We start from the raw sequence: 21214 nt of genomic DNA on the forward strand, positions 1-21214 counted from the left end.
ATTAATTGTTTAATTTTGCGCAGAATTTACGAAGGGTAATTTTTGAATAAATCAATTATGAAGATAGTACAAAAATCTATCAAGTTTCTTACAGTATTAGCAATAGCACTATGTTCTTTTCATAGTTTCGCTAGTGATACAGACAAAAAACACGACGATCAGAATGATGGTGGTATGATCAATACCAAAGAAGAAGTAGAAGCATACATTCTACACCACATTCAAGATTCACACGATTTCAACCTATTCTCTTATACAAGCGATGCTGGAGAAAGAAAACACTTTGGTTTTCCTTTACCAGTAATTGTTTCTACGAGTAATGGTGTTAAAATGTTCATGTCTTCTGAGTTTCATCACAATGATGACGGACATGTAATTGTTGACAAAGACGGGACGAAATTGACAAAAATTCACGGAAAAATCTACGAATTAGACGCAGGTGCTGATCATGTAGCATTTGACGCAGATCACCACGCAACAAATGCACACAAAGTATTAGACTTCTCAATTACTAAAAGTGTAATGGGAGTTTTACTAGTAGGATTGCTATTATTATGGTGGTTCTCTTCACTAGCTCGTCAATACAAGAAAAGACAAGTGCCAACAGGTTTTGGTAGAGTATTAGAGCCTTTAGTGCTGTATGTAAGAGACGAAATTGCACGTCCAAACATCGGAGAAAAACATTACAGAAGATTTACTGGATATTTAATGACAGTATTTTTCTTCATCTGGATATTAAACTTATTAGGGTTAACACCACTTGGATTTAACGTAACAGGTCAGTTAGCAGTAACAGCATGTTTGGCTATCTTCACCTTAGTTATATATACAGTAAGTGGAAATAAGCACTATTGGGGACACATCTTATGGATGCCAGGAGTACCAGTTTTAATACGTCCAGTACTAGCTATTATCGAATTAGCAGGAGCATTGGTAATTAAGCCTTTCTCATTACTAGTTCGTTTATTTGCAAACATATCTGCAGGGCACATTGTAGTAATGAGCTTAATTGCAATTATGTTCACACTAAAACAATCATTAGGAGTTGTGGGAGCAACAGGATTGTCTTTAGTATTATCGTTTTTTATCACATTAATAGAAGTGTTAGTAGCTTTCTTACAAGCATATATCTTTACAATGCTTTCAGCATTATTCATTGGTATGGCAGTAGAAGAAGCACATCACTAAAATAAGAGTTTGTTTAATTATTTAAATCAATTATCATGGAACCAGTAACTTACAATTTAATTGGAGCAGGATTAATCGTAATCGGAGCAGGAATTGGTCTTGGTCAAATCGGTGGAAAAGCAATGGAAGGAATTGCTCGTCAGCCAGAAGCAACAGGAAAAATCCAAACTGCGATGATTATTATCGCTGCACTTTTAGAAGGTTTAGCATTCGGTGCTTTATTCTTAGGAAAATAAGAACTGAACAAAGAAATTAAGTATTCTCCTGCAACGGTTGGTTGCAGGAAATACTTAAGAATTAAACAAAACAAACACAATATAATTATAGATTATAATGGATAAGTTATTAAATGATTTTTCACCAGGATTATTTTTAGTACAAACAGTACTACTTTTATTATTAATATTCTTAATGATAAAATTCGCTTGGAAGCCTATCTTAAACTCTTTAAATGAAAGAGAAGAAGGAATTCAAGGAGCTTTAGACGCAGCTGAAAATGCTAAGAAGGAAATGCAAAACCTTCAAGCTGATAACGAAAAGTTATTAAAAGAAGCGCGTGCAGAAAGAGAAGGAATGCTAAAAGAAGCACGTGAAATCAAAGAAAAAATGATTGCAGACGCTAAAGGTGAAGCGCAAGCGCAAGCAAGCAAAATGATTGCTCAAGCGCAAGAAAGCATCCGTAGCGAAAAGCAAGCAGCGTTAGCAGAATTAAAAAGCCAAGTAGCAAACATTTCTGTAGAAATTGCGGAAAAAGTAGTGCGTGGTGAATTAGCAGATAAAGACAAGCAATTATCTTTAGTAGATAAAATGCTTGGAGACGTTACATTAAACTAATAACAACAATATCATGGCAGGATCTAGAGCAGCAATACGATATGCAAAAGCTATTTTAGCATTAGCACAAGATCAAAAAGCAGGAGAAGCTGTAGCTAAAGATATGGACGGAATCGTAAAAACAGTTGCTAATAGCAAGGACTTACGATTAATGTTAAACAGTCCTATTGTAAAAGCTGAAGTGAAAAAAGCAGCTTTGCAAGAAATCTTTACAGGAGTTCATGCGATATCTGAAGGATTAATTGACGTTTTAGTAACCAACAAGCGTGTTGATTTATTAGACGATGTAGCAGCACAATACATTACGTTATTTGATGCATCTCAAGGAAAAGAAAAAGCAGTAGTTACTACAGCAGTTCCTTTAACAGCAGCATTAAGAGACAAAGTATTAAAAAAGGTAAAAGACCTTACGGGTAACCAAGTAACAATAGAAAACAAAATCGACGAAAGTATCATCGGTGGATTTATTCTACGTGTAGGCGATTTGCAATATAACGCAAGTATCGCAAACCAATTGAATACACTAAAACGATCTTTCTCTCAAAATTAAATACTAAATAAAATGGCAGAAGTTAAAGCTGCTGAGGTATCAGCAATATTAAAAAAACAACTATCAGGATTTGAAGCTACTGCTTCACTTGACGAAGTTGGAACTGTACTACAAGTTGGTGATGGTATCGCTCGTGTTTACGGATTGGCTAACGCTCAATATGGAGAATTAGTAGAATTCGAATCAGGCATGGAAGGTATCGTATTGAACCTTGAAGAAGACAATGTTGGTGTGGTATTACTAGGACCTTCTAAAGAAGTAATAGAAGGAGCAACAGTAAAACGTACACAACGTATCGCTTCTATTAAGGTAGGAGAGGAAATGGTAGGACGTGTAGTTGATACACTTGGAAATCCAATTGATGGTAAAGGACCAATCGGAGGTAAATTATACGAAATGCCTTTAGAGCGTAAAGCACCAGGGGTAATTTTCCGTCAACCAGTAAATGAACCATTACAAACAGGAATCAAATCTATTGATGCGATGATTCCAGTAGGTAGAGGACAACGTGAGTTGGTAATTGGTGACCGTCAAACAGGAAAAACAACAGTATGTTTAGATACAATTCTTAACCAAAAAGAATTCTATGATGCTGGCGAACCTGTATTTTGTATCTATGTAGCTATCGGACAAAAAGCGTCTACAGTAGCTGCAATTGCAAAAACATTAGAAGAAAAAGGAGCTTTAGCATATACAGTAATTGTTGCTGCTAACGCATCAGATCCTGCACCAATGCAGGTATACGCACCATTTGCTGGAGCGGCTATCGGAGAGTACTTCCGTGATACTGGTCGTCCTGCATTAATCGTGTATGATGATTTATCAAAACAAGCAGTTGCATATCGTGAGGTATCGTTATTATTACGTCGTCCACCAGGTCGTGAGGCATATCCAGGGGATGTTTTTTACCTTCACTCTCGTTTATTAGAGCGTGCTGCAAAAGTAATTGCAGATGATGGTATCGCAAAAGATATGAATGACTTACCAGAGTCATTAAAGCCAGTTGTAAAAGGTGGTGGATCTTTAACAGCATTACCAATCATTGAAACGCAAGCAGGAGATGTATCTGCATATATTCCAACTAACGTAATTTCTATTACTGATGGACAGATATTCTTAGATGGTGATTTATTTAACTCTGGTGTTCGTCCAGCTATTAACGTAGGTATCTCTGTATCACGTGTAGGAGGTTCGGCTCAGATTAAATCAATGAAAAAAGTAGCAGGTACGTTAAAACTTGATCAAGCGCAGTTCCGTGAATTAGAAGCATTCGCAAAATTTGGTTCTGACTTAGATGCAGTTACATTAAATGTAATTAACAAAGGTAAGCGTAACGTTGAGATCTTAAAGCAAGCGCAAAACGATCCGTATACAGTAGAAGATCAGGTTGCAATTATCTATGCTGGATCTAAAAACTTATTAAAAGATGTTCCTGTAAACAAAGTAAAAGAATTCGAAAGAGATTTCATTGAGTTCTTAAACGCAAAACACAGAGGTGTTTTAGATACCTTAAAAGCAGGGAAACTAACAGACGAAGTTACAGACACGTTAACACAGGTTTGTAAAGAAATGTCTGCGAAATATAACTAGTAATTAGTATTGAGTACAAAGTATTGAGATATCAGTACTTTGTACTTTCAACATAAAATATAGTATAGTGTATAAGTCTCAAGACTAATTGCTCAATACTCAATACTAAAAACAAATGGCAAACTTAAAAGAAATACGTAATAGAATTAGTTCTGTAAAATCAACAATGCAGATCACGAGTGCTATGAAAATGGTATCGGCGGCAAAGTTGAAAAAAGCACAAGATGCGATCACTGCGATGCGTCCGTATGCTAACAAACTTACAGAATTATTACAAAGTTTAAGTGCAACACTTGATGCAGATAGTGGAAGTAAATACTCTACGCAGCGTGAAGTAAATAAAGTACTTATCGTAGCTATTACATCTAACAGAGGATTATGTGGAGCGTTTAACTCTAACATTATCAAACAATCCAATCGTTTAATCAACGAAACGTACGCAGGTAAACAAGTTGATGTATTAACGATTGGTAAAAAAGGAAACGATATCTTATCTAAAACAAACACAATTATTGAAAATCGTAGTGATGTTTTTGATGCGTTAACTTTCGATAATATTGCTGAAATAGCTGAAAAGCTAATGGAATTATTTGTAGACGGATCATATGATAAAATCGAGATCATTTATAATAAATTCAAAAATGCTGCAACACAAATCGTAATGACGGAACAATTTTTACCAATTGTACCGATGGAAGCTGATTCAAGTGTTCAATTGGATTATGTTTTTGAGCCATCAAAAGCAGAAATCGTTGAGGAGTTGATTCCAAAATCATTAAAAACACAATTGTACAAAGGAATCAGAGATTCTTTCGCAAGTGAGCATGGTGCGCGTATGACTGCGATGCACAAAGCAACAGATAATGCAGGAGAATTAAGAGATTCGTTAACACTAACGTACAACAAAGCACGACAAGCTGCCATTACAAACGAAATCTTAGAAATCGTTGGTGGAGCGGAAGCGTTGAACAACTAAGCATACACTTCGAGTGCCTCAGTGTACTCACATTATAAAATTAAAAACCTCATGGAAACATGAGGTTTTTTGTTTAATTACAAAAATGTTCTCGTTTAGTATTGTGTCTGTCTTCAGAAATAATGAACTAGCAAACGGAATTGCGAAGTGCAGCTTCAAGCATGAAGTATAGCTAGAGAATGGTGCATAGCAATTTCCTATAGACAGACTTGATTTTTTGGTTCGTTTTTTATCAAGAAAAAATGAACGTATGTAATAAATTCAAATTTGACATGTAAATTTCATCGAAAAACACACGTTAAAACCCAAACTTGCACTTTACTAAAACCACCAATCCATATCTTTGCAAAAAATCGCTAGAAACTTCATGAACCAAAAACCCCCGTATTTCCTTTTTCTTTTCCTCTGTTTTAGTATAAATACATTTCTAAACGCACAACCACAAAATGATTCTTTGGCGAAGTATGATTATAAAGAACTTAGGGCTTTAAGAAAAAAACATCAATACTCAAATTTAAAGCTAACAAAAATATACATTGATAGATATTTAGAACTTGCTAAAAAGAATAATGACACAATAAGAATTTCGTATGGTTTTTTCTTTCTTTCTCATTATTATGGAGTAGAAAAAGATAAAAAAAAAGCATTAAATTTTTTAGATAGTGTTATAGTATATAGTATAGGTAGAAATGATAAATATCAACCAGCATTAGCTTATAAAAATAAAGGTGTTTATTTATACGAACAAGGAGGAAATAAAAGAGCTATTGGTAATTTTTTTAAAGCTTTACAAGTTCTTAAAACTAATAAAAATGTATTATTGGAATTAGAGGTAAGAAATGCAATAATAGTATTGAAAACAAATTGGAGAGCTAATGAGGAAACCCTTAATTTTCAAAAAGAAAACATACAATTTGTTATAAATAATAAAGATAGTATTCTCGATTTTGAAAAAACCTATTTATATGCTCTAGGAAATTTGTCTAAAGAGTATATAAGGAATAAAAAATATAAAGAAGGACTTGAAACAATTTTTAAGGGAATTTTAGAGTCAATTAAATATAAAGACACTTTAGAATATTATGATTTTGTCTCTAATGCTGGAGCAGCATACTATTATTTAAAAAATTACCAAACAGCAATTGATAGTTTACAAAAAGCATTGCCCTACGAAAGTTATCATGGAAAAGCAATGGGAAACTACTATCTCGGCAAAAGCTACGACAAACTCAATCAACCAGAAAAAGCACAGATTCACTTTCTAAAAACAGATTCTATCTATCAAGTTACGAAAGATATTTTCCCAGAAATGCGGATTGCCTATGAACACATCATCGATTATTACAAAAGTAAAAATGATACTGAAAATCAAATCAAATATTATGATCGTTTGATAGAAACTGATAAAATCATTGATTCTACCTATACGTATGTTGCAAATACTATAGAAAAGAAATTCGACACACCACAAGCCATTGCAGAGCGTGCACGCTTAGTAGAGGAAGCTAAAGCCAATGAAAACTCTTGGAAATACAGTTTTGGAATTATCAGTGCTGCTTTGTTAGCAATTTCAGGAGTATTATTCTATGTATATCGTCGTCAAAAATATTACAAGCAACGTTTTGAGAATATTATGAGTGCTGAGGTTCTCGAAGCGCAGAAACAAAAAGACACTTCGGCTCCGCTTATTGTTGACTCAGAGATTCTCGAAGCGCATTCTGAGGCACTCGAAGCGCATTCTGAGGCACTCGAAGAGAAAGACATAGGAATTTCAGAAACCATCGTAAAAAGCATTCTAAAAGGCTTGTCTAAATTTGAAGCATCAAAAGGTTGTAGAAAGCAAGTTACGCTCACAGCGCTAGCTAAAAACCTTGAAACGAATCCAAAATACTTATCGAAAGTCATCAATTGGCATTATGAAAAAAACTTTACGAGTTATATCAATGAATTGCGTGTACAATATGCTATTTTAAAACTAAAAGAAGAAGCTGTTTTTAGAAACTATACCATAAAAGCAATCGCGCAAGAAGTCGGTTTTAAAAGCGCCGAATCTTTCTCAAAAACCTTCTACAAGGTCACAGGAATTTATCCTTCGTATTTTGTAAAACAACTCAATAAATATCAAAATAGTTAGACTTTTCATCTCTAACGTCATTCTGAACTAAATTCAGGATCAGATTATAAAACTCTTGAATCTAAATTACTTCGCAATAATCCCTAACAAAAGTGCGCCAGTTATAATAATATAGCCTAAATACAAATACCAAGGATGTTTTGCATCATCAGTCACAGCTTCAATTCTATCTTGTGTGCGTCTAGGAAACACAGCAATATTTGTTTCTAATCTTTTGCAAGAAGAACAATCTACATAAATTTCTCTGCTCAACGCAAAAGGTAAAATCTTTAGCATAAAGAATTTTGAATACACCTTTACCGTTAATGATTCTTCAGTATCACACTTATCGCAAGCAGTTCTTTTAATCACTTCATCTGCAATCAATCGTTTTCCAACTCCAATCATGGATATAAATTTTTAGGGAATTACTATGAAAACAAAAATAGATAAAAAATAAGTTAGAAATTAAAAGTTCAAAATTGTGAGTTTTTGAGTGAAATAAAAGATTAAGAATAAAGAAGTTACAAAATAGCGAACCCACAAAAAAATCAAAAAATGTTCACGCTGAGCGGAGTCGAAGTGTAACATTTTCAAAAAACTGTATCTAAAGGGAAAATCAAAACAAAAAAAACAGATGAATACTTTACAAAAACTCACAATAATAGTATGTATGATTATTTCCTTTACAGGAATTTCACAAGAAAAATCATTTCAAGTAGAAGTCATAGGAAAAGGAGATCCAGTATTATTATTTCCTGGATTTAGTTGCACAGGCGATGTTTGGGATGAAACCGTAAAAGAACTTTCAAAAAACCACGAATGTCACGTATTTACCTTTGCAGGATTTGGAAACGTGCCAGCAATTGAATCGCCTTGGTTAGAAACAATCAAAAATGATCTTTCAACATATGTAGTTCGAAAAAAATTACAAAAACCAACAATTATCGGACACAGCATGGGTGGTTCGTTAGCATTATGGTTAGCTTCAGCGAAACCAGAGTCCTATAAAAAACTAATCATTGTAGACGGATTACCTAGTATTGGCGCATTAATGATTCCTAATTTTTCAAGTGATAAAGTAACTTATGACAATCCATTTGCAAAACAGCAATTAGCAATGGAAGCTGAACCTTTTAAACAAATGGCAACGCAAATGGCAGCAGGAATGACGCTAAACAAAGAAAAACAACCGATAGTAGCCAATTGGATGATTAAAGCAGACCGAAAAACATACGTGTATGGGTATGTAGATTTAATGAAATTGGATCTTAGAGAAACGATTCAAAACATAAAAATACCTGTAACAATTATGGCAGCGGTAAGTCTTTATCCAAAAAAACAAGTACAAGAATTATATACAAAACAATATCAAAAACTAACAAAAAAAGAAATCATATATGTGAATGATTCGGCACACTTTATTATGTTTGACAAACAAGATTGGTTTATCAATCAGGTTCAAAAGCTGATAAAATAGTTAGAAAGGTAAAAATGGCGATCTTCAGAAATAATGAACGAAAAGTGGAATTGCGAAGCATAGCTTCAAGCATGAAGCGCATGAGAGAATGTTGCAAAGCAATTTCCTATAGATCGTCTTGATTTTTTTGGTTCGTTTTTGTGTCAAGACAAAAATGAACGTTACTGAATGTGTATTATTAGATAAAAATCATATTGAATTTATATTCAACAAAAACAAAAACCATTGTCACAACAATTTACAAAAATATATCAAGAACATTACTCAAAAGTACATCGATTGTGCTTGGGGTATGTAAATGGTGATGAAGCCTTGGCAAAAGATCTAGCACAAGATGTTTTCATAAAAGTATGGGAACACTTAGGTGCTTTTCAGCAAAAATCTAGTATTGGAACTTGGATTTACAGAATTACAGTAAACGTCTGTTTATTATTTATTCGAAAAAACAAAAAGAAGAAAAAAATCAGCTTTACTGAAATCAAAGACGATACTACTATTCAAGAAGAAAATGACACTCAAAACCGTTTGCAACAAATGTACGCGTGCATTCACAAACTCAAAGAAACGGAACGAATCATCATTTTACTCGTACTAGAAGATCTGCCACAAAAAGAAATAGCGGAAATCACAGGGCATTCACACCAAAACATTCGTGTACTTGTTCATAGAATAAAAGAAAAACTCACTAAATGCGTATCCTAATGGAATTTAAAGACATACAAAATACTTGGCAACAACAAGCGGAAACAAATACACTTCCTGACTTTGAACCTGTAAAACAACAACTAAGCAATCTTAGAAAAAAACAATGGATCACACAAGTAATCCTAGGAATCACAGGAATAGTGCTCATTGCATTCTTTTTTTACATTTCAGCATATAATACTAACGGGCCATTATTGGGAATGTTATTACTAATAGGCGTAATAGTGGTGCGTGTTTTTATAGAAGTTAGAAGTCAGCAAAAACTCAGAAAAATAAATGTTTTACTATCATTTACAGAATTTAAAGAGCAATTAATAGCCTACTATCAAAAACGAAAAATATTGGCATTTAGAGTGATACCAATATTATTGATCATTTACAACATAGGTTTTATCATTATGTCGTATTATTTCTATCAATATTTGTCAAGAGGTTTTTTCTACTACATCGTACTATCTTATGTCATATCATTTATCGTATTATTTATTTTCATAAGAAAACAAGTCTTGAATGAACTTGAAATTCTAAAAAAACTTCAGGAAGCATAAAAGTTGATATTGAGTATAGAATTAGTGAGCATTTAAACAATAAGAAAGCGCCATTTCGAGTATCTTGAACTTGTTTTAGGAAGTAATATGAAATAATAAATCTTACATTATTTAATCTTTCAATCTTTTTAATTTTAAAGAACAAACAACCATTTGGGAAAGCCCGCAGAAATCAATACTTTTGAAAAGCAAACAATCTCGGGACATATGTGAAAAATTCATGTAAAAATAACGAGAGAAACCTTGAAGTATTTAAATCTCGATTATCGAGTAAACAAAACATTCCTTGAGCGCACTAAAAAAGTTCTTTAAAGACACCATTATCTATGGAATTGCGGCAATATTGCCACGCGCAATTAATATTGGTTTAGTAAAATTACATACAGCCGTTTTTGGAACAGAAAAATATGCAGTAAATACAGAATACTATGTATATGCTGCGTACTTAAATGCATTGCTAACATACGGAATGGAAACGGCGTTTTTTCGTTTTTTTAGTAAAGAGCAAGAAAAAGGAAAAATCATATCTACATCGTTTACAACCTTACTCTTTACGACGGTAGTATTTCTAATTCTAGGATTAAATTTTGCGCCAAACATTGCAGAAATCTTTGGTTTTGAAAAAGTAATGTATGTCAAAATCTTAGTGTGGACGGTGTTTCTAGATACAATTGTCGTCATTCCGTTTGCGTATTTGCGTGTTACAAACAGACCCATTCGTTTTGCAGGAATCAAAATTGCAAACATTCTGTTTCTTACAGTGTTAAACATTATTTTCTTGTGGGCAATCCCAAAGGGTTACCTTTCAAAAGGAATCTTGCCAGAATCACTCAACTTTTATATAAAAGGCGAACCGCAAGTAATCTATATATTCTTAGCAAATGTATTTGCGAGTGTATTTACCATCATTTTACTCATTCCAAACATTCTAAAAATAAAATGGGCGTTTGATAAAGTAGTCTTGCAAAAGTTACTCATCTACGGATTGCCCATCATGATCGGAAGTTTGGCATATGTAACCAACGAAAATATTGATAAACTCTTTTTAGGAGACATCATCGGTGATGCCGAAATGGGAAAATACGCAGGTTGTTACAAACTTGGTGTATTTATGACCTTATACATTACAGCGTTTCGTTTAGGAGCAGAACCGTTTTTCTTCAATCATGCCAAAGAAAAAAATGCTAAAAACAACTACGCTACTATTCTCAAATGGTTTACCATATTGGGGGCAATATTTATGTTAGTTGTGGTAGCATACATAGATTTATTTGCAGGTATTCTCATTAGTAAAGACGAATACTTAGATGCATTAGCTATTGTCCCAATCATTCTGTTGGCAAACTTATGTTTAGGAATTTATAACAATCTATCCATTTGGTACAAACTCACGGACAAAACGAGTTACGGAATGTACATCTCTATCTTTGGAGCCATCATTACCATTGTGTTCAATTTAGTCATGATAAAACACATAGGATTCATGGCATCGGCTTGGGCAACATTAATAGCTTACGGAAGCATGATGGTGATTTCATATCTATTAGGTCGAAAACACTATCCAGTGCCGTATAACGTCAAAAAAATAACTGTATACGTACTCATAGCTACATTATTCTCAGCAATAGCTTTCTATGATATGTTTCGAGCAAATTATATCGTCACAACTGCATTAGTTTTAGTATTTTTGGGGATAATTTATCTATCAGAGCGAAAAGAGTTAAAACGATTGCTAGGGAAATAAATATGTCACATCGAGTGTAGTAGATATCTAAATGTTGAATTTTAAATCAACAATCGTATATCTGAAAATCGATCTGAGACACTCGAAGGCCAAACAAACAAAAGTTAAGAGTTAAAAAGTTATTGAATTAAGAATTTTTGAAATGATAACTATTGAATGCCATATTTTGAATTTGCGATAATTCGGATCAAACATTGACAATAAAAACATTTATGGATTCGTGAAAAAAAAATAGTAAAATTGAATATAAACATATTTTCGAATAACGAATTAACAGATTGACGATCATTCAATTTTTTAATTAGATAAAACACACATGAATATAAAAATCATCAACAAATCACAACACGCGTTGCCGCATTATGAAACCTTGGCTTCCGCCGGAATGGATTTACGAGCAAATCTATCGGAACCAGTTACCTTGGAACCAATGGACAGAACCATCATTAAAACAGGATTATTCATTGAATTGCCTGTTGGAATTGAAGCGCAAGTACGCCCAAGAAGTGGTTTAGCAGCAAAAAAAGGAATTACGGTACTCAATGCGCCAGGAACAGTTGATGCAGATTACAGAGGTGAAATTGGCGTGATTCTTGTCAATCTATCCAAAGAAGCATTTACAGTAGAAAATGGCGAACGAATTGCACAATTAGTTATTGCAAAACATGAACGTGCCGAATGGCGAGAAGTAACAGAACTTTCTGAAACGGACAGAGGCGCTGGCGGATTTGGAAGTACAGGCGTTAAATAATTATAAATAAAAAAGGTACTTTTTAAGAGCCAAGAAGTATCAAAAAGTGCGGTCTGAGGCACTCGAAGACCAAAAAAAGTAAACAAAAGCAAAAAATAAGACATGAAAATAATTGTACCAATGGCGGGAAGAGGTTCTAGACTTCGTCCACACTCACTTACAGTACCAAAACCATTAATTCCAGTTGCAGGAAAACCTATTGTTCACCGATTAGTTTCCGATATCGCAAAAGTATTAGGCGAACCAATAGAAGAAATAGCATTTGTATTAGGTGATCCAGCTTTCTTTGGAGATGATGTTGTAAAAAGTTTAACGGAATTGGCAGAAGGTTTAGGTGCAAAAGCAAGCATCTACCGTCAAGACCAACCATTAGGAACAGGTCATGCCATCATGTGTGCTAAAGATTCATTGTCAGGTCCTGCAGTAATTGCGTATGCAGATACATTAATTCGTGCAGATTTCAACCTTGATAAAGATGCAGATGCAGCTATTTGGGTAAAACAAGTAGACAAGCCAGAAGCATACGGAGTTGTTAAACTAAATGACAATAATGAAATTGTTGAATTAGTAGAAAAACCAGCTGAGTTTGTCTCAGATTTAGCAGTGATTGGAATCTATTATTTCAAAGATGTAGCAGTATTAAAAGAAGAATTACAATACGTATTAGACAATAATATCATTCACGGTGGCGAATATCAAATCAATGATGGAATCAAAGGAATGATGGCAAAAGGACGTCGTTTTGTAACTGGTCAAGTTGATGAATGGATGGACTGTGGAAACAAAAATGTAACTTTAGAAACTAACGGAAAAATGTTAGGATTTTTACAGGCCGACAATGAAAAACTAGTAGCTGATTCTGCTCAAATTATCAACTCAGAAATCATTCCTCCTTGTTACGTTGGTGAAAATGTTGTTATTGAAAATTCGCAAGTAGGTCCAAATGTATCTATTGGTGATAATACAAAATTAGAAAACGTAAATATTAAAAATAGCTTAATACAAACCAATACTACGGTAAAAAATGCTAATTTAGAGGAAGCAATGATTGGAAATCATGCAAAATTTGATGGAAGTTTCACAAAAATTAGCATTGGAGACTATTCAGCATTAGAAGCATAACAAACTTAAAATAGCACATTTCAATGAAAAAATACATGTACATAATCATACTCTCAGGAATATTATTCACAATTCCTGAGATTGTACATGCGCAAGAAGAAGAAGAAAGTGCAGAAATTTCGTTAGAAGAAAACATTGACGAATTTCAAGAACACTTCTTTGAAGCACTAAAACAACGTGGAATTGAAAATTATGACAGAGCTATTGATGAATTGCTAAAATGCAAAAAAATTGATGACAACGCGAGCATAGCTTTTGAGTTGGGAAAAAATTACTATTCTCAAAAAGACTACGGTCAGGCTAAAGAATCCTTTCAGCGTGCCGTTACCAAAAAACCACAAAATCAATGGTATCTCTTGGGTTTATTCAATACGCAATTGAAGTTAAACGAACGTGATGATGCTTTGTCAACAGGAAAAAAAATCATCTATCTCAATCCAAAATTTAGAGAAGATGTAGCCAAAGTTCATATCAACAAGCAAGAATACAAAAAAGCTCTAAAGCAGTTAGAAAAACTTCAAAAAGAAGCAGGACTCACGTTGACGGCTGCACGTATGAAGGAAATGTTGGAAAAACGAATGGAAAAAAAACCATCTTCCAAAAAAGTGGATGACGTTATAAAGCAAACGCCAAGACCGAGAGAAGCTGCAAATAGTAAAATATTAGAGCAAATAGAAGAAGCACTAAGTACAAACGCATATACGGATGCAATTCGCTTGGCAAAAATTGGTCTAGGTGACTTTCCTTCGCAACCAAAACTCTATCTATACAATGCAAAGGCTTTAAATGCGTTAAAAGAGTATAAGAAAGCGATAGAAATGCTCGAAATTGGTTTAGATTATATCATTGATAACGTGCCATTAGAAAAAGAATTCTATCAAACATTTGTGGTTGCTTACAAAAACATGGGCAATTCCAAAAAAGAAAAATACTATCTAAAAAAAATACAATAACGTATTCACGTACACTAAATTCAAGCACTTGAAAAACGGAATTCAAATAGGTATTATAAGTATGTTTATACTATTTTTAGTAGGATGTAAATCTACTAAAGTGGTTACAAATACGGGTGAAGTTGCAAACTTGTCTACAAAAAACATTATCAAAAATCATTACAGAAACGAATTGAACTTCAAAACTATTCGTGGAAAAATGAAAGTAAAATTTGATAATGGTAAAACGGAAGAAAGTTTTACGCTGAGCTTACGAATGAAGAAAGATGAAGCTATTTGGTTAAGTGCTACTTTATCATTAGTGAAAGTATACATTACGCCAACAACAGTAAGTTTTTATAATAAACTTGATAATACATATTTTGATGGTGATTTTACCTTACTAAGTAATTTCTTGGGAACAGAACTCGATTTCCAAAAAGTACAAAACCTACTCATTGGAAATGCTTTATATGATTTAAAGAAAGAACGATTTGAATCAAAAATTGAAGACAAAACATATACTTTAACACCAAAGAGTGACTTTGAATTATTTAAACGATTATTCATGTTAGATGCGTTCGATTTCAAAGTAAAAGAACAACGTTTAGAACAATCGGCAGAGCAACGATTACTCACAATTCAATATCCAGAATATCAGAAAATTACTGGACAACCTTTTCCGAAAAACGTACAAATAGAAGCAGAAGAAGTTAATAAGAAAACAACGATTCAGGTTGAATACAAAAAAGTAACATTTAATGAAAAAGTACGTTTTCCTTTTAAAATCCCTAGTGGATATAAAGAAATAAAAATTTAGTGAAGTCCCTATTTAGCATACAAAATTTCAAAAAAATCACTGTACTCTTACTTCTATTTGTAAGCAGTATCAGTTTTGCTCAAGACAAAAAGAAAGAGTTAGAAGCAACACGTCAGCGACTCATGAAAGAGATTCGTTTAATCAATAAATTAATTCGAACTACAAACTCGAAAACTAAATTTATTGTAGACGATGTACAAAGTCTTAATCATAAAATTCGTGTCAAAAGAGATTTAATTAAAGTGATGAATCAACAAACGAACTTGTTGACGAATCAAATTAATGATAATATCAAAAAAATAGGGCAATTACGATCCGATTTAACGAAGCTTAAAAAAGATTATGCAGCAATGATTCGGAAGTCATACAAAAGTAAATCTGAGCAAAGTAGACTTATGTTTTTACTCTCGTCAGAGAGTTTTCTGCAAGCATACAAACGTGTGCAATACATGAAGCAATACACGGACTATCGAAAAAAACAGGGTGAAGCTATTGCGGCAAGAACACAAGAATTGCAAAAATTAAACACAACATTTGCAGCACAAAAAAAGGAAAAAGAAGCGTTAATTGCTGACAATAGAAAAATTCAAAAAGAATTTGAAGGTGAGAAAAAAACGCAAAACGAAATGTTGGCAACGCTGCGAAAAGACAAAGACAAATATGCAGGCCAAGTTAAAAAGAAGCGACAACAAGCAGATGACATTGATCGACAAATAGAAAAACTCATTCGAGATGCGATTGCAAAATCAAACGTAAAAGCAGGTAAAAAAACAAACAACAAAACTTTTGCGTTAACGCCTGAAGCCAAGGCTATTGGGAACAGTTTTGCGGCAAACAAAGGAAAACATATTTGGCCAGTTGCAGAAGGAACAAAAACGGTTGGTTACGGAAAACACCGCGATTTACTAAACCCGAATGTAACTCGAGAAAATAATGGAGTAGTGCTAGCTACCAACAAAAACGCCAGAGCACGTGCGGTTTACAAAGGAAAAGTTACACATATATTTGGTGTAAAAGGAGGAAACAAAGGTGTTATGATAAAGCATGGTAGCTATATTACAGCGTATTATAATCTTAAAAATGTAAGTGTAAGTATAGGTGATGAGGTAAGTTTAAAGCAAAACATTGGAACAATTAGCACAGATGATAGCACAGGAAAAACGGAACTCAAATTCTTCGTTTTCAAAAATACAAAACGTCTAAATCCAGAAACTTGGTTATATAGAATGTAACGCAGTTACACTATGAAGAATCGTAGTGTCATCCAAAAATGTATTTCGTAAATTATTGGAATTGTATTGTTTAAAGTTATAGATAAAACTTAGCTAAAATTATTTTTAGCTACGTCTAAAAAAATAATTAGGCAAAAAAACTCAATTAATGACGAGTGTATAGTCAATTTGAGAAACATCGAGTAATGGTTTTTCATGAGTAGATTTACTACAGAATAAAGTAATCAGTTCTGTAATCTCACTTCTATTAAATAACAAGGTTAAATTATTTTGTGTGGTTGGAATAGGTATTTTACGTCTAATATTTACATTCGCATATTTGTGTTCCCAATAGCCAATTTCAATTGTTAACAAGTATGCTTTAAATTGCTTAAACTCTTCTTCATTAAATTCAAGGTATATATTTGTAAACTCTAAGTGATATATTTTACAAGTTTTGCAAAAAGTTAAAATTCCATTATTGACTTGACCAATTATTGTTAGTGAATTACACATACATTTCTCTTTAATTAATTTAATAACAATCCATTTTTATTTGTTCTCTATTTTCAAACTCACTTAATGGAACATTCAGTTTTGATCTTGAAATGGCCTCCAATACATTCAATACCTGATTTTGCATAGCTACGGAGCCACAAATCATAATAACACCTTCATTATTTAACACATTTGCGATAAAATCAACTTGTTCGGAAATGACATTTTGTATATATTGTTTAGTTTCGTTTTCTTGTGAATACGCAATGTGTAAACTTGTTAATTTGTTTGAATTCAAGCCTTTGTCTAATAGGTCTTTATACACATTTACAGAAGATTTTGTGCGAGTTCCCCAAAACAAATGTAGTTTCTTATATTGTTGATTCTCATTAATCATTCCTAAAAAAGGACCAATTCCTGTGCCGTTGGCAATCATAACAATTTCATCTGTATATTTTGGGAAATGAAATTCGTGATTGCGCTTAATTTTTGCTTTTACAATAGCATCTTTTTCCAATTGACTTAAATAAGAGGAGCAAACGCCGAACTCATGTTTTTTTACACTTAACACAATATCATTTTCAATTTTTCCAATAGAATACAATCGTTCTACATGATCAGGTTTAGGATAAAAAGATAACAAATCGCCAGATTGAAATTGTTGTTTTTTCTTGGGTTTAAATCGAATTAAAAAAGTAGAATCTTCATTCAAATCTGAACGTTCTACGACTGAAAATGATTTCAACTTTTTCAAGTTAACGTTAGCAGCAGGTTTTTGAATTGTAATTGGAATATTGGTATGATTTGCCCATTGTTTTGCCCAATTTTGAAAAGCTGTAAACGATTGATTGTTTATCTTAAACAAAGGCATTCCAGGAACAAAATTAGGATGCTGTTGCAACAATGAATCTACAATAATAGCATACTTACAAAAATCAGGATATAATAAAGAACCAAAGCCAACAACTGTATAACTTATAGCATTTTGATGTGTTGTATGGTTTAATAAAGTTTCAAAGTTTTTAGCATTTGTAGGTGCTTCTCCTTCGCCATAAGTTGCTGTAAACACAATCAAATGTTTAGCACTTTTATAAGTTGTATAGTTGTTTAACTGTGAAATAAAAGCAGTTTGTTCATTCGCAATAAGCGCATTAAAAAAAGAACTTGCAAAACCATATGTACTTCCTGTTTCCGAACCAACTAGAATGATGAATTCAGCAGTGTCTTTATCATGCATATTTTTTGGAATCAATTGTTTTTTAGTTCGATTTAAGGTCATTTTAAACCCTGAATAGATAAAGAAAATCAACGCAATACTTGTCAATAATAATACAAATGACCACAAAATAGTACCTTGCCCTGTGTGCAAAATCAAACTCCATTGGGAAGCAATAGTGACCCAAGGAAATTGATAAGTGCTTAAGATTTCTCCTGTATATTGATGAATCTGCAATTCTTGATTGTTTAATTGTACTAAAAAGTAATCTTCAATGTCTTCTGAAAAAGGAAATTCAATACTTTTTAAATTAGCTAAAGAAGTATTCTGGAATATTTCAAAATCTAGAGGAGGTACTTTTTTAGGAATCGTTTCAAAAAAATTAACTTTTTGATGTACACTGTTGTAAGATGGTATTAATGAAAATTTTTCTAACGATAAATAGACACCTGTTAGCGTAATTATTATCAGTGGAATCAACATGATTCTTCCCAGTTGTACATGATAATATTGTTGAAAATTCTCATTGATTATTTTAGAAAAAAAACGTTTGATTCCTCCTTGTCGTTTGGCAATCAATTGAATTCCAGTAATTGAAATTAGAAACAGTAAAAATGATACAAAACCAACAATAAAACGCCCAGTGCTTTTTAAAAACAACGAACGATGCAGATTTGTTGCAAATTTGAAAATGGGTGCTTTTTCGATAATATCTCCTAACTTTTCTCCAGAAATAGGATTGATATAAAAGGTTTCACTTTCACCTGCGTTTGTAATTACTGAAGCGATAACAAAATCATCATTGGTAACTTTTATATCAATTACTTCATCATATTTTTCTTGTAAAATAGTTACCGTATTTGCAATAGAAATTTTGTCTAAATTATCCACGACAAACGGCTCTAGCTGCTTTGAAATAGGTTCAAATGCTAGAATAATTCCTGTAAGAGAAGCAACAAGTATAAAAAGAGCAGAAGATATAGCCAATGTTAAATGGCTATATCTCCAGATAGAAATTGTCATATGTTGGTAAAATTTATTGAGGAATCATACGTATGTAACGAATGAATCCTTTGCCTTCAATTTTGCTTTTTACAGTTTCAGTTGTCAATTCAAATTGAACATCATCTGCATAATATTCTTGATCTTCTACAGCCGTTTCAAAACGAATTTTATAACCAGCATTAATCTTATCGTTAGGAATTTCTATAACGCTAATTTTTCGTTCGCCGCCACTAATAGTTTCACCAGTAATGGCATCGATATCTGGACGTCTTTTCCCGTAAAATTTCCACCATTCTGTAATATCAGCATACCATTCGTCATCATTTCCTTGTACATATAATGTTTCTAAATATTTCCCATCAGTATCCAATAAAGAAATTATTACATACGCACCTTCGCCAGTATAGTTTTTCATTTGAATCATACATTTATACTTTGAATTTTCTACCCCTGTGGTAAAACTCATCAGTGTAAAAATGGAAAGAATACAAACGACTGTTGCGATTATAATTGTTGATTTTTTCATGTCTTATTTTAAAAAAGTTACGTCTATATTTTCTTGTTGCAATAGCTCATTTTCTTTTGCCAAATCGTACACAGTTTCTTCAAAAGCTGTTTTTTGATATTTATCAGCTCCAATAGTTAATAAATACTTTAAAACCGTTGTGTTTTTTGCCTTCATGGCTGCCATATGCAAAGGAGAAATCCCATCTTTATTTTGCTGATTTACATCAATACCAATTGATTTTACATATTTTACTAATTCCAAATCATTTCGATCAAGTGCTAAATGAAATAAAGTGTTTCCATTGGTTTGTGCTTTTCGGAAATCGAAACCTTTACTTTCTAGAAGTGCTAGTTTTTTATTAAAATTCTCCTGTTTTTTTGAATTAAAATTTCGCAATAAGTAATATCCGAGATTGTTTTTTTCTTTGTCTAATACATCAATTTTTGCACCTTTTTCCAGTAAAAAAGCCACGACTTCAGGAGTATTACGATGAACAGCATGTGTAAGTGCTGTTTTTCCGCCATCATTTATTTGATTTACATTTACACCTTCCGCAATGAAATATTTAAAAACATTCACGTCTTCTGATTTGTATGATAATGAGTGCAATGGAGTTTCACCAGATTTGGTCGTAACATTAGCTTTAACTCCTAAGGAAACTAAATATTTAAATGTTTCGAGTGTGTTTGTTTTTCTTCGCAAACCACGACTTGCAAAAATGATGGCATTTTCACCTTCTTTACTAAGTATTTTGTAATCAACACCTTTTTCAATCAAACGTTTCATTAGTGGAATATTTCCAGCTTTTGCGGCATAGTTAAAAATTCCATTTCCATTGTTGTCAGTACTTTTTAGTGATATTCCTTTGGAAACGAAATAATCAATAATACTGAAATCTTTAGCAAAAGGCGCTACTAATAGCAATGCATTTGCGCCATCATTGTTGGTGTCTTTTGCTAGCTTTGCTCCATTAGTGAGACAAAAATTGTACAAATCAGGATTTACCTGACCTGTAACAGCAGCAAAGTTGGCGATAGAGTATCCATGACTATCAATGATGTCTGTTTTCGCACCTTTTTCAACTAAAAATCGCATTATTTCCAGATTATCTCTGTAGGCAGCCCAGAAAATATAAGTTCTTCCATCATGTGTCAATTTATTGACATCATTTCCTTTTTTTGAAAGTATATATTTAATGGTTTGATTGTCTGTTTTTTCAATAAGTGCCATGGAAACCGCGTCAAACATGTTGTTGTCCAATTCAGAAATGTCGTTTCCAGCAGCTATTTTTTGATCAATATCTGCAATACTTGGATTCGTTTTCCAATATGCTCTGCTTAAAAATGCATTAGATTTTTGCGCAAAGCTAAATCCAACAATAAACAAGAATATGCAAATACTATATAGATGTTTTTTTCTCATA

At 32.9% G+C, this 21214-nt stretch carries 21 protein-coding genes; 16 read left to right on the forward strand and 5 right to left on the reverse strand.

What is annotated here, in order from left to right; genetic code table 11:
- Nucleotides 1-57 precede the first annotated feature (57 nt).
- The 7 genes from atpB (at nucleotide 58) to Q0828_RS04735 (ending at nucleotide 7272) form a co-directional block, all read left to right on the forward strand.
- Complete coding sequence (gene atpB / locus Q0828_RS04705) at nucleotides 58-1188, forward strand: F0F1 ATP synthase subunit A (protein WP_298418120.1); 1131 nt, start codon at nucleotides 58-60, stop codon at nucleotides 1186-1188.
- Nucleotides 1189-1223: 35 nt separating this feature from the next.
- On the forward strand, nucleotides 1224-1424 hold the full coding sequence (gene atpE, locus Q0828_RS04710; protein ID WP_092465958.1) for an ATP synthase F0 subunit C: 201 nt from the start codon (nucleotides 1224-1226) through the stop codon (nucleotides 1422-1424).
- 97 nt (nucleotides 1425-1521) lie between these two features.
- Complete coding sequence (locus tag Q0828_RS04715; protein WP_298418123.1) at nucleotides 1522-2022, forward strand: F0F1 ATP synthase subunit B; 501 nt, start codon at nucleotides 1522-1524, stop codon at nucleotides 2020-2022.
- Nucleotides 2023-2035: 13 nt separating this feature from the next.
- Nucleotides 2036-2572: an ATP synthase F1 subunit delta gene (gene atpH / locus Q0828_RS04720; protein WP_298418124.1), complete on the forward strand. Its 537-nt coding sequence runs from the start codon at nucleotides 2036-2038 to the stop codon at nucleotides 2570-2572.
- A 12-nt stretch (nucleotides 2573-2584) separates the two neighbouring features.
- Complete coding sequence (gene atpA / locus Q0828_RS04725; protein WP_298418125.1) at nucleotides 2585-4162, forward strand: F0F1 ATP synthase subunit alpha; 1578 nt, start codon at nucleotides 2585-2587, stop codon at nucleotides 4160-4162.
- 115 nt (nucleotides 4163-4277) lie between these two features.
- Nucleotides 4278-5138 (forward strand): ATP synthase F1 subunit gamma, encoded by an 861-nt coding sequence (gene atpG / locus Q0828_RS04730; protein ID WP_298418127.1) that lies wholly within the window; start codon nucleotides 4278-4280, stop codon nucleotides 5136-5138.
- 367 nt (nucleotides 5139-5505) lie between these two features.
- Nucleotides 5506-7272: a helix-turn-helix domain-containing protein gene (locus Q0828_RS04735; RefSeq protein WP_298418129.1), complete on the forward strand. Its 1767-nt coding sequence runs from the start codon at nucleotides 5506-5508 to the stop codon at nucleotides 7270-7272.
- Between the two features lie 66 nt (nucleotides 7273-7338).
- Here Q0828_RS04735 and Q0828_RS04740 read toward each other — a convergent pair whose 3' ends face one another.
- Nucleotides 7339-7659 (reverse strand): hypothetical protein, encoded by a 321-nt coding sequence (locus Q0828_RS04740; RefSeq protein WP_298418131.1) that lies wholly within the window; start codon nucleotides 7657-7659, stop codon nucleotides 7339-7341.
- 229 nt (nucleotides 7660-7888) lie between these two features.
- Here Q0828_RS04740 and Q0828_RS04745 point away from each other — a divergent pair, with 229 nt between their 5' ends.
- From Q0828_RS04745 to Q0828_RS04785, 9 genes are all read left to right on the forward strand, one after another.
- On the forward strand, nucleotides 7889-8731 hold the full coding sequence (locus Q0828_RS04745; protein WP_298418133.1) for an alpha/beta hydrolase: 843 nt from the start codon (nucleotides 7889-7891) through the stop codon (nucleotides 8729-8731).
- Nucleotides 8732-8956: 225 nt separating this feature from the next.
- Nucleotides 8957-9433 carry a sigma-70 family RNA polymerase sigma factor gene (locus Q0828_RS04750; protein ID WP_298418135.1) on the forward strand — a complete coding sequence of 159 codons (477 nt, stop codon included), beginning with the start codon at nucleotides 8957-8959 and terminating at the stop codon, nucleotides 9431-9433.
- On the forward strand, nucleotides 9421-9984 hold the full coding sequence (locus Q0828_RS04755; RefSeq protein WP_298418137.1) for a hypothetical protein: 564 nt from the start codon (nucleotides 9421-9423) through the stop codon (nucleotides 9982-9984). The genes Q0828_RS04750 and Q0828_RS04755 overlap by 13 nt, the downstream gene beginning before the upstream one ends.
- Before the next feature lie 286 nt (nucleotides 9985-10270).
- Entirely contained in the window at nucleotides 10271-11728 is a 1458-nt protein-coding gene (locus Q0828_RS04760) for an MATE family efflux transporter (RefSeq protein WP_298418138.1), read from the forward strand.
- A 316-nt stretch (nucleotides 11729-12044) separates the two neighbouring features.
- Nucleotides 12045-12479, forward strand: a complete 435-nt coding sequence (gene dut / locus Q0828_RS04765) for a dUTP diphosphatase (RefSeq protein ID WP_298418139.1) — start codon at nucleotides 12045-12047, stop codon at nucleotides 12477-12479.
- A 102-nt stretch (nucleotides 12480-12581) separates the two neighbouring features.
- The gene (locus tag Q0828_RS04770; RefSeq protein WP_298418141.1) at nucleotides 12582-13601 is read left to right on the forward strand and encodes a sugar phosphate nucleotidyltransferase; all 1020 of its coding nucleotides are present in this window, start codon (nucleotides 12582-12584) and stop codon (nucleotides 13599-13601) included.
- A 35-nt stretch (nucleotides 13602-13636) separates the two neighbouring features.
- Nucleotides 13637-14554 carry a tetratricopeptide repeat protein gene (locus tag Q0828_RS04775; RefSeq protein WP_298418143.1) on the forward strand — a complete coding sequence of 306 codons (918 nt, stop codon included), beginning with the start codon at nucleotides 13637-13639 and terminating at the stop codon, nucleotides 14552-14554.
- A 28-nt stretch (nucleotides 14555-14582) separates the two neighbouring features.
- Entirely contained in the window at nucleotides 14583-15353 is a 771-nt protein-coding gene (locus Q0828_RS04780; RefSeq protein ID WP_298418145.1) for a DUF4292 domain-containing protein, read from the forward strand.
- Nucleotides 15353-16585, forward strand: a complete 1233-nt coding sequence (locus tag Q0828_RS04785; RefSeq protein ID WP_298418147.1) for a peptidoglycan DD-metalloendopeptidase family protein — start codon at nucleotides 15353-15355, stop codon at nucleotides 16583-16585. Before Q0828_RS04780 ends, Q0828_RS04785 begins: the two co-directional genes overlap by 1 nt.
- A gap of 141 nt (nucleotides 16586-16726) precedes the next feature.
- Here Q0828_RS04785 and Q0828_RS04790 read toward each other — a convergent pair whose 3' ends face one another.
- From Q0828_RS04790 to Q0828_RS04805, 4 genes are read right to left on the reverse strand one after another with little or no spacing between them, the layout of a single operon-like run.
- Entirely contained in the window at nucleotides 16727-17080 is a 354-nt protein-coding gene (locus tag Q0828_RS04790; protein ID WP_298418148.1) for a DUF6686 family protein, read from the reverse strand.
- Between the two features lie 19 nt (nucleotides 17081-17099).
- Nucleotides 17100-19301: a PepSY domain-containing protein gene (locus Q0828_RS04795; protein WP_298418151.1), complete on the reverse strand. Its 2202-nt coding sequence runs from the start codon at nucleotides 19299-19301 to the stop codon at nucleotides 17100-17102.
- Between the two features lie 13 nt (nucleotides 19302-19314).
- On the reverse strand, nucleotides 19315-19809 hold the full coding sequence (locus Q0828_RS04800) for a DUF2271 domain-containing protein (RefSeq protein WP_298418153.1): 495 nt from the start codon (nucleotides 19807-19809) through the stop codon (nucleotides 19315-19317).
- Nucleotides 19810-19812: 3 nt separating this feature from the next.
- Complete coding sequence (locus tag Q0828_RS04805) at nucleotides 19813-21213, reverse strand: ankyrin repeat domain-containing protein (protein WP_298418155.1); 1401 nt, start codon at nucleotides 21211-21213, stop codon at nucleotides 19813-19815.
- Between the last annotated feature and the right edge of the window lies 1 nt (nucleotide 21214).

The sequence above is a fragment of the uncultured Kordia sp. genome (assembly GCF_947496985.1).
Classification (GTDB): domain Bacteria; phylum Bacteroidota; class Bacteroidia; order Flavobacteriales; family Flavobacteriaceae; genus Kordia.

Bases quoted from the DNA above. Each gene is read 5' to 3' on its own strand.
- atpB (WP_298418120.1), top strand. From the start codon at position 58: ATGAAGATAGTACAAAAATCTATCAAGTTTCTTACAGTATTAGCAATA.
- atpE (WP_092465958.1), top strand. From the start codon at position 1,224: ATGGAACCAGTAACTTACAATTTAATTGGAGCAGGATTAATCGTAATC.
- Q0828_RS04715 (WP_298418123.1), top strand. From the start codon at position 1,522: ATGGATAAGTTATTAAATGATTTTTCACCAGGATTATTTTTAGTACAA.
- atpH (WP_298418124.1), top strand. From the start codon at position 2,036: ATGGCAGGATCTAGAGCAGCAATACGATATGCAAAAGCTATTTTAGCA.
- atpA (WP_298418125.1), top strand. From the start codon at position 2,585: ATGGCAGAAGTTAAAGCTGCTGAGGTATCAGCAATATTAAAAAAACAA.
- atpG (WP_298418127.1), top strand. From the start codon at position 4,278: ATGGCAAACTTAAAAGAAATACGTAATAGAATTAGTTCTGTAAAATCA.
- Q0828_RS04735 (WP_298418129.1), top strand. From the start codon at position 5,506: ATGAACCAAAAACCCCCGTATTTCCTTTTTCTTTTCCTCTGTTTTAGT.
- Q0828_RS04740 (WP_298418131.1), bottom strand. From the start codon at position 7,659: ATGATTGGAGTTGGAAAACGATTGATTGCAGATGAAGTGATTAAAAGA.
- Q0828_RS04745 (WP_298418133.1), top strand. From the start codon at position 7,889: ATGAATACTTTACAAAAACTCACAATAATAGTATGTATGATTATTTCC.
- Q0828_RS04755 (WP_298418137.1), top strand. From the start codon at position 9,421: ATGCGTATCCTAATGGAATTTAAAGACATACAAAATACTTGGCAACAA.
- dut (WP_298418139.1), top strand. From the start codon at position 12,045: ATGAATATAAAAATCATCAACAAATCACAACACGCGTTGCCGCATTAT.
- Q0828_RS04770 (WP_298418141.1), top strand. From the start codon at position 12,582: ATGAAAATAATTGTACCAATGGCGGGAAGAGGTTCTAGACTTCGTCCA.
- Q0828_RS04775 (WP_298418143.1), top strand. From the start codon at position 13,637: ATGTACATAATCATACTCTCAGGAATATTATTCACAATTCCTGAGATT.
- Q0828_RS04790 (WP_298418148.1), bottom strand. From the start codon at position 17,080: ATGTGTAATTCACTAACAATAATTGGTCAAGTCAATAATGGAATTTTA.
- Q0828_RS04795 (WP_298418151.1), bottom strand. From the start codon at position 19,301: ATGACAATTTCTATCTGGAGATATAGCCATTTAACATTGGCTATATCT.
- Q0828_RS04800 (WP_298418153.1), bottom strand. From the start codon at position 19,809: ATGAAAAAATCAACAATTATAATCGCAACAGTCGTTTGTATTCTTTCC.
- Q0828_RS04805 (WP_298418155.1), bottom strand. From the start codon at position 21,213: ATGAGAAAAAAACATCTATATAGTATTTGCATATTCTTGTTTATTGTT.